We start from the raw sequence: 13,598 nt of genomic DNA on the forward strand, positions 1-13,598 counted from the left end.
GGCGCGGCCGCCCCGCCCCCCCCCCCCCCCGTTCGGGTGGTCGGGCGGGCCGGGTGAACCGAACGACCGGCGGGGCCGTGTCAGAGGTGTCCGCCGCCGCCGAGGGAGGCACCGCCCATGCGCCACGACCGCCGCAACCCGTCACCGCTCGGGGCACGACCGAGCACCGGCTGAACGAGAGCACATGCCCGATCCGATCCTCGACCGCGCGCTGCGCCGGGTCCGCGCCGAGAGGGCGCGCGACCGCAGGCGGCGCGGCGGGGCCGTCACGGCGGTGGGCGCCGTGCTCACCGCCGCGGTGCTGGCCGGGGGCGTCCACCTCGGCCGGCACAGCGCGCCCGAGGTCCTGGTCGTGACCGCCACGACGGCCGACGGCGTGCGGATGACCACCTCGGTCACGCCCGCCGACGGCTGGGTGCGGCTGAGCGCGGTGGTGGAGGGCGTCGCCGCGGGGGAGCGGTGCCGGCTCGTGGTCACCGACGCGCACGGCCGCACGCACCCGGCCGGCGGCTGGGTCGCCGCGCGCCCGCCCGAGGGCACGGCCCTGGCCGGAGCCGTGCTCGTGGACCCCGGGGAGGTGGCCGCGGTCAGCGTCGTCACGGTGGACGGCCGGGTGCTCGTCGCCGGTTCCGCCACACGCGCGCCGTAGCGCTCGCCCGCACGGGCCCGCCGGGCCGTGCGCCCGCACCCTCCGCCGTCCCAGCCGGTCGATCGGCCCGCCCCGGCCGAATAAGCTGGGCGCGTGAGGTGGTGGCCGCCGCTGCTGGTGCTGGTGCTCGCCGTCGGCTGCTCGGACGCCCGCACCGTGGCCATCGACGAGGTGCCGGTGGCGGCCGAGTCGGTCACCACCACCGGGGACGCCTCGACCGGCACGTTCCGCGTCGACTGCGGCCGCAACGAGGAGCGCCACCTCAACGCCGACAACGTGGTCATCGCGCCGGGCCGGCCGTTCGGCGCGCACCACACCCACGAGTACGTCGGCAACCGCAGCACCGACGCCGGCTCCACCGACGAGTCGCTGGCCGCCGCGACGACCACGTGCGTCGCCGGCGACCCGTCCACCTACTACTGGCCGGTGCTGCGGCTGACCGACCGGACCGGGCACGACGAGCACGCGCCCGGCGGCGGCGTGCACGGCAACACCGGCGAGGTGCTGCCCCCGGCGCGGGTGGAGATCACGTTCACCGGCAACCCGGTCAGCCAGGTCGTGCCCATGCCGCGGTTCCTGCGCATGATCACCGGCGACCCGGCGGCGCTGACCACCGGGCGCGGCCGGGTGCGGTGGAGCTGCACGGGGTTCGAGGACCGGCACACCGACCGCTACCCGCGCTGCGGTCCCGGCGGCATGGTGCTGCGCACGTTCGACTTCCCGAGCTGCTGGGACGGCCGCAACACCGACAGCCCGAGCCACCGGGCGCACGCCGGGTTCCCCGGCTCGAACGGGGTGTGCCCGCCGGGCACGTTCCCGGTGCCGAAGCTGCGCGTGCGGGTCGCCTACGACGTGCCCGCCGGCCGCCCGTACGCCGTCGACAGCTTCCCCGAGCAGCGGCACGACCCGCGCACCGACCACGCCATGTTCGTCAACGTCATGCCGGACGAGCTGATGGACCGCGTCACGGCCTGCGTGAACACCGGCCGGACCTGCTCCTGACGAACTCCTCCCGCGCCGCGGTGAACCGGAACCGCCCGGCATCCGTGTCCGTGGCGGGAGGGTGACGAGAGGAGTGGGTGGATGGCGGCTCTGTGGTCCCGGAGACGGGAGGCCGCGGCCGACGAGGCCTTGATCCGGTCCCTCTACGAGGAGCACGGTCGGGCGCTGCTCGCCTACGCGACGCGGCTGACCGGGGACCGGGCGGCGGCCGAGGACGTCGTCCAGGAAACCCTCGTGCGCGCTTGGCGACACCCGGACGCCCTGGTCAACGGCAAGGGCTCGGTGCGCGGGTGGCTGCTCACGGTGGCGCGCAACATCGTCACGGACCGGGCGCGGGCCAGGGCCGCCCGGCCGCAGGAGGTCGCCGAGACCCAGGCGACCCCGCCGGTGCAGCGCGACCACGCCGATTCCGTGGTGGACTCGGTGGTCGTGCTCGAAGCCCTCGACCGGCTGTCGTCGGACCACCGCGACGTGCTGCTGGAGATCTACTTCCGGGGACGCAGCGTGACCGAGGCGGCCGTGGCGCTCGGGGTGCCGCCGGGCACGGTCAAGTCCAGGTCGCACTACGCGCTGCGGGCGCTGCGGGAGACGTTCGCCGGGCAGCGGGCCGCGCTGAAGGGGGTGGCCGGATGACCGCCAACCACGATCCACAGCTGCTCGGCGCGTACGTGCTGGGCGTCCTCGACGAGCGGGAGGCGCGCGTGGTGGAGGACCACTTGTCGTCCTGCCCGATGTGCCGCGCCGAGCTGGACGGGCTGCGGGCGGTGGAGGAGGCCCTGGGCGACGTGCCGCCCGAGGCGCTGCTCGACGGCCCGCCCGAGGACGGGGACCTGCTGTTGCAGCGGACGTTGCGGCAGGTGCGGTCCGAGCGCGAGGTGCGCATGCGCCGCCGCCGGGTCGGCCTGGGGCTGGCCGCCGCCGCGGTGGCCGCGATCGTGCTCGGCGGCGGGTTCGCGGTCGGCCGGGGCACCGCGCCGGACGTGGTGGCCACGCAGACGTCGAACCCGCCCGCGCCGCCGGCCGGGACCAGGGTGGGCTCGGCCGTGGACCCCGTGACCGGTGCGCGGATGACGGTGCAGCTCCGGCCCGCCGCCGGGTGGGTCAGGGTGAACGCGTCCGTCTCGGGCATCGCGCGGGACGAGAAGTGCCGGCTGTTCGTCGTGGCCAAGGACGGCAGCAGGCAGGAGGCGGGGAGCTGGCTGGTCTCGCCGGCGGGGGAGCGGGACGGCACGAACCTCGACGGCTCGGCGCTGATCGCGCCCGAGGACGTCGCGGCGATCGAGGTGCGCAACTTCGACGACGAGCGGATCGTCACCGTGCCGGTGTGAGGCGCGGGAACCCCCGTGCGCGATGGCGGCGCCCGGGGGCTCCCGGCCCCGCGCCCCCCCCCGCCCGCGGCCGCCGCGCCGCCCCCCCCCCCCCTCCGGGCGTTTCAGGGGGACGCCCACCCCAGCGCGCGGGAGATGGCCAGGCCGCACGTGCGCACGGCGGGCACCACGGTGTCGGTGCGCGTGCCCGTGGGCACCACGACGGACACCGCGCCCACCACGTCGCCGTCCTGGCCGCGCACGGGCGCGGCGACCGAGTACGTGATCATCTCGATCTGCCGGTCGCTGATGGCGTAGCCGTCGCGGCGCACCCGGGCCAGCGCCTCGCGCAGGTGCCGCGGCGTGGCGATCGTCCTGGGCGTGTACCGCTTGAGCGGCGCGGCGAGCACGGCCTCCTGCACGTCGAGGGGCGCGGCGGCCAGCAGCACCAGGCCGACGCCCGTGCAGTGCAGCGGCATCCGGCTGCCCACCCGCGTCACCACGTTCACCGCGTCGCGGGCCGAGATCCGCTCGACGTAGACGACCTCCGTGCCGTCGCGCACGGCGAGCTGCACGTTGTGCCGCGTCACCTCGTAGAGGTCCTCCAGGAACGGCAGGGCGCGCTCGCGCAGGTCGAGGCTGCCCGGGGCCAGCGCGCCCAGCTCCAGCAGGCGCAGGCCCACGCAGTAGCGGCCGTCCGGGGTGCGGTCGAGGGCGCGCAGCTCGACCAGGGACGCCACCAGCCGGTGCGTGGTGCTCAGCGGCAGGCCGGAGTGGCGGCTCAGGTCGGACAGCGTCACCGCCGCCCGGTCCACGCTGAACACGGACAACAACGAGAACGCGCGTTCGAGCAGCGACTTCGGTGCCGGCACGTGCCCAGTCTTCCACTCAACGGAAGGCGGGTGGGGGGGCGCGCACTCACCGAGGCGCCCCGCGGGGGGGCGGGGGGGGCGCGGCGGCGGCGGCGGGGTGGGGGGGCGGGGCGCGCGGGGGCGCCGCCGCCCCCCCAGCCCCCCCGCGGGGGGTCTCCGCCGCGGGGGGGGGGGCGCGCGCGCCGCGCTCTCCCCCGCGGCGGGGGGGGGGGGCGCCCGGCCCGGCGCGCCCCCCCCCGGGTGGGGGTGGCTGGTGCGGCGGCCGGTTCGGGTCACCGTTTAGACTGCGGGTGACTCCAGTCGACCCAGGGAGATGCGCGTGGCCGAGATGACCGTCCAGTTGGTCGCCGTGGAACGTCGCCTGTGGTCCGGCACGGCCACCTCGGTGGTCGCGCAGACCCTCGAAGGCGAGATCGGCATCCTGCCGGGCCACGAGCCCGTGCTCGGGCAGCTCGTCGAGGGCGGCGTCGTCCGGATCAGGACCACGGACAACGAGCTCGTCACGGCGGCCGTGCACGGCGGGTTCCTCTCCGTGACCGGCGAGGGCGTGAGCATCCTCGCCGAGGACGCGGAGCTGTCCGACGAGATCGACGTGGAGCAGGCCCGAGCGGACGCGCAGAACGCGGACGACGTGCACCGGGCCCGGGCCATCGCGCGGCTGCGCGCCGCGGGTCACTCGGCCTGACGCGGACGAGCGGGCAGACGCCGTGGGGATCGCCGAACTGGTCGGGGTGGTCCTGTTCGGTGCGGTGGTGGTCCTCGCGTACCTCGCGTGGCGCCGCGTCCGGGTGTTGCGCGCGGGCGGTGTGCACGTCGCGCTGAGGTCCAGGATCGACGACTCGGGCCGGGGCTGGCACCTGGGCGTCGGGCACTACCGGGGTGACGAGTTCACCTGGTTCCGGGTGCTGAGCCTGCGCACCGGCCCCGACATGGTGATCTCCCGCGAGGGTTTCGAGATCGACGACCGCCGCGAGCCGACCGCGCCGGAGGCGTACGCGATGCCCACGGGCGCGGTCGTGCTCCGGTGTCGCGGCACCAAGGGCGAGGTCGAGATCGCGATGGGCCCGGACGCGCTGACCGGCTTCCTGTCCTGGTTGGAGTCGGCGCCTCCGGGCCGTTCCATTCCCTGGGCCTCCTAGCGGCTCAGGCCCGGTTCCTGATGCTCTCGTAGATCCGGGCGAAGCCCTCCTTGCCGTGACCGGCGTCGACCTGCCGCCGGATCAGGGCCTGCACCATCCCGACCACCTCGGTGGAGATGCCCTGGGCGGCGCTCGCGTCGATCATGGTGTCCAGGTTGGAGAACTCCAGGCTCTGCTGCCCCGGCACGGTGTAGTCGCCGCCGTCCACCACGGCGGCGAACCCGGCGAACGCGCCCGTCATCGCGGACAGCCACGAGGCGGCCCGTTCGGCGAACTCGCCGGCGGTGATGCCCGCGCCCGCGACCATGGCCGCGCCGTGCAGGAACCCGGCGAACATCGCGTACATGCCGGAGAGCAGGGCGAGGTCGTACAGCGGCGCGAGGCCCGGGTCCTCGCCGAAGTAGGCGCTCTCGCCCCACAGGTCGAGCAGCGGGCGGCACCGCTCGAACGCGGCGGCCGAGCCGCTGTAGAGGATCGAGGAGCCGGGCTGCCCGATCATGTGCGGCACGGCCATGATGCCGCCGTCCAGGTACACCGCGCCGTGCCCGGCGGCCCAGGCGGCGAGTTCCCGGGACTGCTCGGGCGTGGTGGTGGTGACGTTGACCAGGGTGCGACCGGCGAGCAGGTCGGCCACCGGGTCGAGCACCTCGCGCACGGAGGCGGCGTCGAAGAGGCACACGACCACCACGTCGGACGCGGTGACGGCGTCCGCCGGGGTGGCGGCGGCCGTGGCGCCGAGGTCGACGAGGGCGTCGGCCCGGCCGGGCGAGCGGTTCCAGACCGCGGTGGGGTGGCCCGCCCGGACCAGGGCCGCGGCGAGGGCGGAGCCCATCTCGCCGAGCCCGAGGACGGTCGCGGTCGCGTTCGTGTTCGTCATGCGGTGATCGTCCGTCCGGCCCAGCCCTTCTGGCCAGTACGGACTATTTTGTGCAGTACCCACCTTTTGGTAAGCACCCCCGGAGGGGCGATGGCACGGCGAGGTCCCTACATCTGCGGCATCGACGCCGCGATGGACGTGGTGTCCGGCAAGTGGAAGTCGCTGATCCTGTGGGAGCTGGACGAGCACGGCGTGCGGCGGTTCGCCCAGCTGCGCCGGGGCCTGCCGGGCGTGAGCGAGAAGATGCTCGCGCAGCACCTGCGGGAGATGGAGGAGGACGGCCTGGTGCGCCGCGAGGTGTTCCCCGAGGTGCCGCCCAGGGTGGAGTACTCGCTGACGGACGACGGGCGCTCGCTCAACGAGGCGCTGTCCGCGCTGGGGCGGTGGGGTGCCGAGCGGATCCGGCGCATCGGCGCGGAGAAGGTGTCGGCGGCGTCCTGACCGCCGGCCACCCACCGACGCGGGCGGCGTCCCGACCGCCGGTCACCCGCTCACGCACGCGGTGTTCCGGTCGCGGTCGGTGTTCTGATCGCCGGTCACCCGCGGGTGGCGGGGGTCGGCCGCGGGAACACCTCGGCCAGCCGGCGCAGGGCGTCCCGGTCGCCGGTGGCCGTCGCGGCGCCGGCGGCGACCTGCTCGGCCAGGCCCGACCGGCCGGCGGCCAGGTCGGCGAACACGTCCTCGCCGGTCTCGACCACGACGTCGGGGTGCTGGGCCGGACCGTGCGCGGCCTCCACCGCGCCGTCGTCCACGCGCACGTGGAACACCTCGTCGCCGACCCGGAACTCGTAGGTCACCCGCACGCCGGCCGCGGCGGCGGGGTCGAAGAACGCCTCCAGCGCGAGCACCGCCCAGCCGGGGTGGAACGCCTCGTCCGCGCGCCGCTCGCCCATCGCCCACTTCGCGCCCCAGCGGGCCAGCGCGAGCACGGCGGGGCCGAGGTCGCGGCCCGCCTCGGTGAGGGCGTAGGCGGGGGTGCGGGCCGGCGGCGGGAGGGTGACCCGCCGCACGAGCCCTTCGCGTTCGAGGTGCTTCATCCGGGCGGCCAGCAGCCCGGTGCCCAGGCCGCGCAGGCTCCTCTGGAGGTCGCCGAACCGCTTCGGCCCGGTCAGCAGCTCGCGGACGAGCAGGAGGGTCCAGCGTTCGCCGACCAGGTCGAGCGTGCGCGCGGTGGCGCAGTACTGGTTGTACGTCCGCTGCTCCACCCGCTCATCCTAGGGTCGGCGCGACCCGGCTCCCGAGGTCGAGCAGCACGTCGGCCACCCGCCGCGGGTGGGTCAGCACCACGTCGTGCGGGCCGTCGACCGGCACGGTGGCGTAGCCGAGGTCGGCGGCGAACCGGGCGAACGGGAACGTTTCGGGCACGCAGTGCACGCCCGTGCCGGGGATCCGGTCGACCGCGCCGCCCAGTCGGGCCGGCTCGGTGAACGACCGCAGCGGGTGGGCGCGCAGCCGCGGCGCGAGCCACCGGGCGTCGTCGGGGTCGGTGACGCCGTACGCGGCCGGTCCGGGCGGGGGGATCAGGCCGTCGGGTCCGGCGGCGGCGGTGACGCGGGCGGCGAACCAGTCCGGGGCCAGGTCGGTCAGGCTCGCGCCGTCGGGCCCGGCCCAGCCGTCGAGCAGCACGAGGTGCGCCACCCGGTCCGGCCGCCGGTCGGCCGCCTGCCGCACCACCAGGCCCCCGTAGCTGTGGCCGACGAGCACCAGGTCGGGGTCGGTCACGGCGTCCATCGCGGCCACCACCTCCTCGGCGTGCTCGGCGAGGCCGACGTCGCGGTCGTGTGTGAGGTCGGGCGTGGCGACGTGCGCGCCGGCCGCGGTGAGCAGGGGCGCGACCCGCTCCCAGGCCCAGCCGCCGTGCCACGCGCCGTGGACGAGGATGTACGCGGTCATGGTCGACCTCCCGGTCAGGCAACTTCCTGTTTTCGAACTGTATGCTTCAAAAACAGGAAGCGCCACCGGGTCCGGTCAGGCGTTCGCGCCCGGCCGCCAGAGCACGTCGCCGTCCGGGTTGGCCACGCGGGCCAGGATGAACAGCAGGTCCGAGAGCCGGTTCAGGTACTTCGCGGTCAGCGCGTTCGTCCGGTCGGCCTCGACCTCGATCAACGCCCACGCGGCCCGCTCGGCCCGTCGGGCGATGGTGCGCGCCTGGTGCAGCAGGGCCGCGCCGGGTGTGCCACCGTTGAGGATGAACGACTCCAACTTGCCCAGCCGGGAGTTGAACCCGTCGCACCACGCCTCCAGCCGGTCCACGTACGCCTGGGTGACGCGCAGCGGCGGGTGCTCCGGGTCGGGCACGACCGGCGTGCAGAGGTCCGCGCCCACGTCGAACAGGTCGTTCTGGACCTGGCGCACGACCTCGGCGACGTCGGGCGCGAGCGCGCCGAGCGCGAGGGCCACGCCGAGCGCGGCGTTGGTCTCGTCCACGTCGGCGTACGCGGTGATGCGGGGCGAGGTCTTGGGCACCCGGGAGAAGTCGCCGAGGCCGGTGGTCCCGTCGTCGCCGACGCGGGTGTAGATCTTCGTCAGGTGCACGGCCATGTCGAGCACTGTAGACACCGCAGTGCCGCACCACGGACGGGCACGATTCAGACCGTCCGTAGGATTGCGGCACAACGAGCGAGGAGTTCCTTACGTGAGTGAGCACTTCCGGGTTCAGGGCGGTGCGCGGCTCGTCGGCGAGGTCGCCGTCGTCGGCGCGAAGAACAGCGTGCTCAAGCTGATGGCCGCGGCACTGCTGGCCGAGGGCACCACCACCATCACGAACTGCCCGGAGATCCTGGACGTGCCGCTGATGGCGGACGTCCTGCGCAGCCTGGGCTGCGAGGTGACCCTCGACGGTTCGGTGGTCACCATCACCACGCCGAAGGAGCTCAACCACCGCGCCGACTCCGAGGCGATGGGCAAGCTGCGCGCGTCCGTCTGCGTGCTCGGTCCGCTGGTGGGCCGGTGCAAGCGCGCGGTGGTCGCGCTGCCCGGCGGGGACGCGATCGGCAACCGGCCGCTGGACATGCACCAGAGCGGGCTGCGCAAGCTCGGCGCGCACAGCGAGATCGAGCACGGCTGCGTGATCGCCGAGGCCGAGGGCCTGCACGGCGCGCAGATCTGGCTCGACTTCCCCAGCGTGGGCGCGACGGAGAACATCCTGATGGCGGCGGTGCTGGCCAACGGCACCACGGTCATCGACAACGCCGCCCGCGAGCCGGAGATCGTGGACATCTGCGTGATGCTCCAGCAGATGGGCGCGAAGATCGAGGGCGCGGGCACGTCCACGCTCACCGTGCACGGCGTGGAGTCGCTGCAGCCGACCGAGCACCGGGTGATCGGCGACCGGATCGTCGGCGCGACGTGGGCGTTCGCCGCCGCCATGACCCGCGGCGACATCACCGTGCGCGGCGTGGACCCGCACCACCTCGACCTGGTGCTGGAGAAGCTGCGGATGGCGGGCGCGGAGGTCACCACGCTCGACGGCGGTTTCCGCGTGGTGCAGACGGACCGGCCGCGCTCGGTGGACTTCGTGACGCTGCCGTACCCCGGTTTCGCGACGGACCTCCAGCCGTTCGCGATCGCGCTGTCCAGCGTGTCGGACGGCACGTCGATGATCACGGAGAACCTGTTCGAGGCCCGGTTCCGGTTCATCGAGGAGATGGTGCGGCTGGGCGCGGACGCGCGCACCGACGGCCACCACGCGGTGGTGCGCGGCGTGGAGCGGCTGTCCAGCGCGCCGGTGTGGGCGTCCGACATCCGCGCCGGGGCGGGGCTCGTGCTGGCCGGGCTGTGCGCGGACGGCGTGACCGAGGTCTACGAGATCTTCCACATCGAGCGCGGCTACCCCGGGTTCCTGGAGAACCTGCGCAAGCTCGGCGCGACGGTGGAGCGCGTGAACGCCTGACGGCGGGTCACTGCCGGAGCAGCAGCCGGGCGTCGGGCGCGTCGGCCGGGAAGACCAGCAGGCGGTGCAGGTCGTTCCGGTTCACCACGGTCACCTTGATCTTCGCCGCGCGCAGGCGCCGGACCAGGACGTCGGCCGCGACCGGGGTCGGCACGGCGGCCACCTCGGTCAGCAGGCCGAAGTCGTCGCCGGTGTGGTCGGGCACGGCCCGCCGGTCGACGCCGAACGCCCAGTAGAGCACCAGGCCGAGCAGCCCGAACACGATCACCATGAGCAGGAAGGTGGTGAGCGCCGTCACGCCCTCCATGCTGCCGCAGTCACGATTCAGTGAGCAACGGCACGCACGGTGGAGGTTACTGGTCAGTACGCTACGGGGGACCCACCCGCCCGCGAGGTCGCGTCGGTCGTTCGCGACTCGTCCGCCGACGTGCACGCCCTTCGACCGTCGGCGGGCCAGGCGCGAACGACGACCTGCCGGCGACTTCGCCGCCGTCTGCGGAGCAGCGGCCAGAGACACAGGGGTTGCCGTGCCGTACCCGGCCGACCGAGAGCGCGACCGCCCGTGGGTGATGCGGACGTACGCGGGCCACTCCAGCGCCGCCGCGTCCAACGCGCTGTACCGCCGCAACCTGGCCAAGGGCCAGACGGGGCTGTCCGTGGCGTTCGACCTGCCCACGCAGACCGGCTACGACCCGGACGACGAGCTGGCCCGGGGCGAGGTCGGCAAGGTCGGCGTGCCGATCAGCCACCTCGGCGACATGCGGCAGCTCTTCGACGGGATCCCGCTGGGCGAGGCCAACACGTCCATGACCATCAACGCGACGGCCATGTGGCTGCTCGCGCTGTACGTGACCGTGGCCGAGGAGCAGGGCGCGGACCGCGCGGCCCTCGCCGGCACCACGCAGAACGACATCATCAAGGAGTACCTGTCCCGCGGCACGTACGTGTTCCCGCCGGGGCCGAGCCTGCGGCTGATCACCGACGTGGTCGCGTGGACCGTGTCGAACGCGCCCCGGTGGAACCCGATCAACATCTGCTCGTACCACCTGCAGGAGGCGGGCGCGACGCCCGTGCAGGAGATCGCGTACTCGATGTCCACCGCGATCGCCGTGCTGGACTCGGTGTTCGACTCGGGCCAGGTGCCCGAGGAGCGGCGCGGCGAGGTCGTCGCCCGCATCTCCTTCTTCGTCAACGCCGGCGTGCGGTTCGTCGAGGAGATGTGCAAGATGCGGGCGTTCGTCCGGTTGTGGGACGAGATCACCCGCGACCGGTACGGCATCGCCGACCCCAGGCACCGCCGGTTCCGGTACGGGGTGCAGGTGAACTCGCTCGGGCTGACCGAGGCGCAGCCGGAGAACAACGTGCAGCGGATCGTGCTGGAGATGCTGGCCGTGACGCTGTCGCGGGACGCGCGGGCGCGGGCCATCCAGCTCCCCGCGTGGAACGAGGCGCTCGGCCTGCCCCGGCCGTGGGACCAGCAGTGGGCGCTGCGGATGCAGCAGGTGCTGGCCTACGAGACGGACCTGCTGGAGTACGAGGACCTGTTCGCGGGCTCGCATGTGGTCGAGGCCAAGGTGGACGAGATCGTCGAGGGCGCGCGGGCCGAGATCGACCGCGTGCAGGCGATGGGCGGCGCGGTCGCGGCGGTCGAGTCCGGCTACATGAAGTCGGCGCTGGTGTCGTCGCTGGCCGAACGGCGTCGGCGGGTCGAGTCCGGCGAGGACGTCGTGGTGGGCGTGAACCGGTTCGCCACCACGGAGCCGTCGCCGTTGCAGGCCGAGGGCGCGAACGCCATCGAGCAGATCGACCCGGTCGTGGAGCGGCAGGCGGTCGAGGCGATCCGCGAGTGGAAGGCGTCCCGCGACGACGCGCTGGTGAAGTCCGCGCTGGACGACCTGCGCGCGGCGGCGAGGACGGAGCAGAACCTGGTCGAGGTCACCCTCGCGTGCGCCCGCGCGGGCGTGACGACCGGCGAGTGGTCGCAGGCGTTGCGCGAGGCGTTCGGCGAGTACCGCGCGCCGACCGGGGTGTCCGCCGCGGCGGCGTCCGGCGAGGCGGGCGCGGAGATCGCCCGGGTGCGCGAGCGGGTGCGGGCGACCGGCGGGGAGCTGGGCGAGCGGCTGCGGATCCTGGTCGGCAAACCGGGGCTCGACGGCCACTCCAACGGCGCGGAGCAGGTCGCCGTGCGGGCCCGCGACGTCGGGTTCGAGGTCGTGTACCAGGGCATCCGGCTCACGCCCGCGCAGATCGTCGCCGCCGCCGTGCAGGAGGACGTGCACGTGGTGGGCCTGTCGATCCTGTCCGGGTCGCACCTGGAGGTCGTGCCCGCGGTGGTCGACGGGCTGCGCGCGGCGGGCGCCGAGGACGTGCCGGTGGTGGTCGGGGGGATCGTCCCGCCCGACGACGCCGCCGAGCTGCGCGCCCGCGGGGTGGCCCGGGTGTTCACGCCCAAGGACTACGAGTTGACCGGGATCATGGACGAGATCGTGTCCGTGGTCCGGGAGGCGAACGGCCTGTAGCCGCGCCCGTCCTCACTCCCAGGTCGCGGTGTCCGGGTCGATGCCGTGGGCGCGTGCGCTCGCGTCGACGACCAGGCGGAACCAGGCGGCGAGGCCGGGGCGGATGCCGTCGTAGTGGGCGGCGAAACCGGGGTCGGACTCGAACCCGCGGCCCAGGCACACCTGCATCCGCCTGGTGAGCGGGAAGTACGCGGCGAACACCTCGCGGTGCCGCTCCGCGAGGTGGTCCGCCTCCGGGCTGCCGGGGGCGACCCCGGCGTCCATCGCCTCGCCGAGGGAGCGCTCGAAGGCGGCCACGGCGTCGGCGACGGCCTGCCACTCCCGGGGTCCGCGCTCGGCGGACCGCTCGGCGTACTGGAGCCATTGCGGGGTGTCGCCGTAACGGCGGCGGGCCTCGGCGGGCCAGTCCGGGTTCCACCGGGGGCCGAAGATCGCGGCCTGCTCCTCGGCGGTGAGCAGCAGGCCGCGCTCGTGGGCCTCGATCATCCGGTCCAGCCCCGCGCCGAGCCGCCGGAGGTGCTCGATCCGCTCGGTGACCTGGGCCCGCTGCGCGCGCAGCGCGGCGGGCACGTCCGCGGCCGAGTCGTCCAGGACGGCCCGGATCCGGTCCAGGCCGAGGCCCAGCTCGCGGTAGACCACGATGCGGTGCAGGCGTTCCAGGTCGCCCGCGGTGTAGCGCCGGTACCCGGCCGCCGTGCGCAGCGACGGCCGGGCCAGGCCGATCCCGTCCCAGTGGTGCAGCGCCCGGACCGTCACGCCCAGGCGCGACGAGACCTGGCCCACGGTCAGGCCGTCGTCGTCGGTGTCAGGCACGGCCCTCATTGTGGTCGCCGGTGTCCGGCGGGGTGATCCCGACGGCGGCGAGGCCGCGCGCCTCCTCGCTCGCGGGGTCGAACGGCTTCGCCGCGGTGAACACCACCCGCGCGTTCTCGGGCGTGATCACCTCCACGTCGCGGGTGTTCCACGGCGTGTCCCGCGGGTCGCCGGCCGAGCCGGGTCGCACCGCGCGGCAGGACTCGACCAGGCCGTCGACCTGGTCGAGCACGCACGCGAAGCTGACGCTCATCGCGGGCGGTCGCTCCGCGACGCCGTCCGCGGCGACCAGGAGCACGTCCTGGAACGCCCACCGGCGCAGGTGCACCAGCGTGCCGGGGATGGCGAACAGCTCGATGAACCCGAGCCCGCGCACCCAGAAGTCCACCGACGCCGCCAGGTCGTCGGTCGGGATCGTGACGAACGCGGGCATCCCGTAGATGCCCCGGAACGGTTCCGGCGCGACCGCGTCCGGGCCGGGGGTGGGCACGGGGCTGATCTCGAACGCGTTGTAGTAGTCGCTCATGC

Annotated in this window: 17 protein-coding genes; 9 read left to right on the top strand and 8 right to left on the bottom strand. The window is 74.6% G+C overall.

Annotated features, from left to right (window positions below; all coding sequences use genetic code 11):
* Positions 1-184 precede the first annotated feature (184 nt).
* From ACFXGA_RS24980 to ACFXGA_RS24995, 4 genes are all read left to right on the top strand, one after another.
* Positions 185-649 (top strand): hypothetical protein, encoded by a 465-nt coding sequence (locus tag ACFXGA_RS24980; protein ID WP_378091629.1) that lies wholly within the window; start codon positions 185-187, stop codon positions 647-649.
* Positions 650-742: 93 nt separating this feature from the next.
* Positions 743-1,651, top strand: coding sequence for a DUF1996 domain-containing protein (locus ACFXGA_RS24985; RefSeq protein ID WP_378091630.1), 909 nt, complete (start codon positions 743-745; stop codon positions 1,649-1,651).
* An 81-nt stretch (positions 1,652-1,732) separates the two neighbouring features.
* On the top strand, positions 1,733-2,284 hold the full coding sequence (locus ACFXGA_RS24990; RefSeq protein ID WP_378091632.1) for a sigma-70 family RNA polymerase sigma factor: 552 nt from the start codon (positions 1,733-1,735) through the stop codon (positions 2,282-2,284).
* A complete protein-coding gene (locus ACFXGA_RS24995) occupies positions 2,281-2,979 on the top strand; it encodes an anti-sigma factor family protein (protein WP_378091634.1) in 699 nt (232 codons plus the stop codon). Before ACFXGA_RS24990 ends, ACFXGA_RS24995 begins: the two co-directional genes overlap by 4 nt.
* 104 nt (positions 2,980-3,083) lie before the next feature.
* On the opposite strand, the gene ACFXGA_RS25000 is transcribed toward ACFXGA_RS24995, so the two are convergent.
* Positions 3,084-3,830 (bottom strand): IclR family transcriptional regulator, encoded by a 747-nt coding sequence (locus ACFXGA_RS25000; protein ID WP_378091636.1) that lies wholly within the window; start codon positions 3,828-3,830, stop codon positions 3,084-3,086.
* A 319-nt stretch (positions 3,831-4,149) separates the two neighbouring features.
* Between ACFXGA_RS25000 and ACFXGA_RS25005 the strand changes: the two genes are divergently transcribed.
* Positions 4,150-4,515, top strand: coding sequence for a F0F1 ATP synthase subunit epsilon (locus ACFXGA_RS25005; RefSeq protein WP_378091638.1), 366 nt, complete (start codon positions 4,150-4,152; stop codon positions 4,513-4,515).
* A 22-nt stretch (positions 4,516-4,537) separates the two neighbouring features.
* Positions 4,538-4,969: a DUF2550 domain-containing protein gene (locus ACFXGA_RS25010; RefSeq protein ID WP_378091640.1), complete on the top strand. Its 432-nt coding sequence runs from the start codon at positions 4,538-4,540 to the stop codon at positions 4,967-4,969.
* A 4-nt stretch (positions 4,970-4,973) separates the two neighbouring features.
* Here ACFXGA_RS25010 and ACFXGA_RS25015 read toward each other — a convergent pair whose 3' ends face one another.
* Positions 4,974-5,846: an NAD(P)-dependent oxidoreductase gene (locus tag ACFXGA_RS25015; RefSeq protein WP_378091642.1), complete on the bottom strand. Its 873-nt coding sequence runs from the start codon at positions 5,844-5,846 to the stop codon at positions 4,974-4,976.
* A gap of 90 nt (positions 5,847-5,936) precedes the next feature.
* On the opposite strand from ACFXGA_RS25015, the gene ACFXGA_RS25020 reads away from it, so the two are divergent.
* Positions 5,937-6,287: a winged helix-turn-helix transcriptional regulator gene (locus ACFXGA_RS25020; RefSeq protein WP_378091644.1), complete on the top strand. Its 351-nt coding sequence runs from the start codon at positions 5,937-5,939 to the stop codon at positions 6,285-6,287.
* Positions 6,288-6,382: 95 nt separating this feature from the next.
* On the opposite strand, the gene ACFXGA_RS25025 is transcribed toward ACFXGA_RS25020, so the two are convergent.
* The 3 genes from ACFXGA_RS25025 to ACFXGA_RS25035 all read right to left on the bottom strand — a co-directional run bounded on the left by ACFXGA_RS25025 (position 6,383) and on the right by ACFXGA_RS25035 (position 8,387).
* Entirely contained in the window at positions 6,383-7,051 is a 669-nt protein-coding gene (locus tag ACFXGA_RS25025; protein WP_378091646.1) for a winged helix-turn-helix transcriptional regulator, read from the bottom strand.
* 4 nt (positions 7,052-7,055) lie between these two features.
* The gene (locus ACFXGA_RS25030; protein WP_378091648.1) at positions 7,056-7,739 is read right to left on the bottom strand and encodes an alpha/beta fold hydrolase; all 684 of its coding nucleotides are present in this window, start codon (positions 7,737-7,739) and stop codon (positions 7,056-7,058) included.
* Positions 7,740-7,814: 75 nt separating this feature from the next.
* The gene (locus tag ACFXGA_RS25035) at positions 7,815-8,387 is read right to left on the bottom strand and encodes a cob(I)yrinic acid a,c-diamide adenosyltransferase (RefSeq protein ID WP_378091650.1); all 573 of its coding nucleotides are present in this window, start codon (positions 8,385-8,387) and stop codon (positions 7,815-7,817) included.
* A 94-nt stretch (positions 8,388-8,481) separates the two neighbouring features.
* Between ACFXGA_RS25035 and murA the strand changes: the two genes are divergently transcribed.
* Positions 8,482-9,738, top strand: coding sequence for a UDP-N-acetylglucosamine 1-carboxyvinyltransferase (murA, locus tag ACFXGA_RS25040; RefSeq protein WP_378091652.1), 1,257 nt, complete (start codon positions 8,482-8,484; stop codon positions 9,736-9,738).
* Positions 9,739-9,745: 7 nt separating this feature from the next.
* On the opposite strand, the gene ACFXGA_RS25045 is transcribed toward murA, so the two are convergent.
* Positions 9,746-10,045 carry a hypothetical protein gene (locus ACFXGA_RS25045; protein WP_378091654.1) on the bottom strand — a complete coding sequence of 100 codons (300 nt, stop codon included), beginning with the start codon at positions 10,043-10,045 and terminating at the stop codon, positions 9,746-9,748.
* Positions 10,046-10,265: 220 nt separating this feature from the next.
* Here ACFXGA_RS25045 and ACFXGA_RS25050 point away from each other — a divergent pair, with 220 nt between their 5' ends.
* The gene (locus ACFXGA_RS25050; protein WP_378091656.1) at positions 10,266-12,257 is read left to right on the top strand and encodes a protein meaA; all 1,992 of its coding nucleotides are present in this window, start codon (positions 10,266-10,268) and stop codon (positions 12,255-12,257) included.
* 12 nt (positions 12,258-12,269) lie between these two features.
* Here the strand turns inward: ACFXGA_RS25050 and ACFXGA_RS25055 are convergent, their stop codons facing one another.
* Positions 12,270-13,070, bottom strand: a complete 801-nt coding sequence (locus tag ACFXGA_RS25055) for a MerR family transcriptional regulator (RefSeq protein WP_378091658.1) — start codon at positions 13,068-13,070, stop codon at positions 12,270-12,272.
* Complete coding sequence (locus ACFXGA_RS25060; RefSeq protein ID WP_378091660.1) at positions 13,063-13,596, bottom strand: VOC family protein; 534 nt, start codon at positions 13,594-13,596, stop codon at positions 13,063-13,065. Before ACFXGA_RS25060 ends, ACFXGA_RS25055 begins: the two co-directional genes overlap by 8 nt.
* Positions 13,597-13,598: the final 2 nt, after the last annotated feature.

Source organism: Actinosynnema sp. NPDC059335, from assembly GCF_042752395.1.
Lineage (GTDB): Bacteria > Actinomycetota > Actinomycetes > Mycobacteriales > Pseudonocardiaceae > Actinosynnema.

Bases quoted from the DNA above. Each gene is read 5' to 3' on its own strand.
- ACFXGA_RS25015 (WP_378091642.1), bottom strand. From the start codon at position 5,846: ATGACGAACACGAACGCGACCGCGACCGTCCTCGGGCTCGGCGAGATG.
- ACFXGA_RS25030 (WP_378091648.1), bottom strand. From the start codon at position 7,739: ATGACCGCGTACATCCTCGTCCACGGCGCGTGGCACGGCGGCTGGGCC.
- ACFXGA_RS25060 (WP_378091660.1), bottom strand. From the start codon at position 13,596: ATGAGCGACTACTACAACGCGTTCGAGATCAGCCCCGTGCCCACCCCC.
- ACFXGA_RS24990 (WP_378091632.1), top strand. From the start codon at position 1,733: ATGGCGGCTCTGTGGTCCCGGAGACGGGAGGCCGCGGCCGACGAGGCC.
- ACFXGA_RS25045 (WP_378091654.1), bottom strand. From the start codon at position 10,045: ATGGAGGGCGTGACGGCGCTCACCACCTTCCTGCTCATGGTGATCGTG.
- ACFXGA_RS25035 (WP_378091650.1), bottom strand. From the start codon at position 8,387: ATGGCCGTGCACCTGACGAAGATCTACACCCGCGTCGGCGACGACGGG.
- ACFXGA_RS25020 (WP_378091644.1), top strand. From the start codon at position 5,937: ATGGCACGGCGAGGTCCCTACATCTGCGGCATCGACGCCGCGATGGAC.
- ACFXGA_RS24995 (WP_378091634.1), top strand. From the start codon at position 2,281: ATGACCGCCAACCACGATCCACAGCTGCTCGGCGCGTACGTGCTGGGC.
- ACFXGA_RS24980 (WP_378091629.1), top strand. From the start codon at position 185: ATGCCCGATCCGATCCTCGACCGCGCGCTGCGCCGGGTCCGCGCCGAG.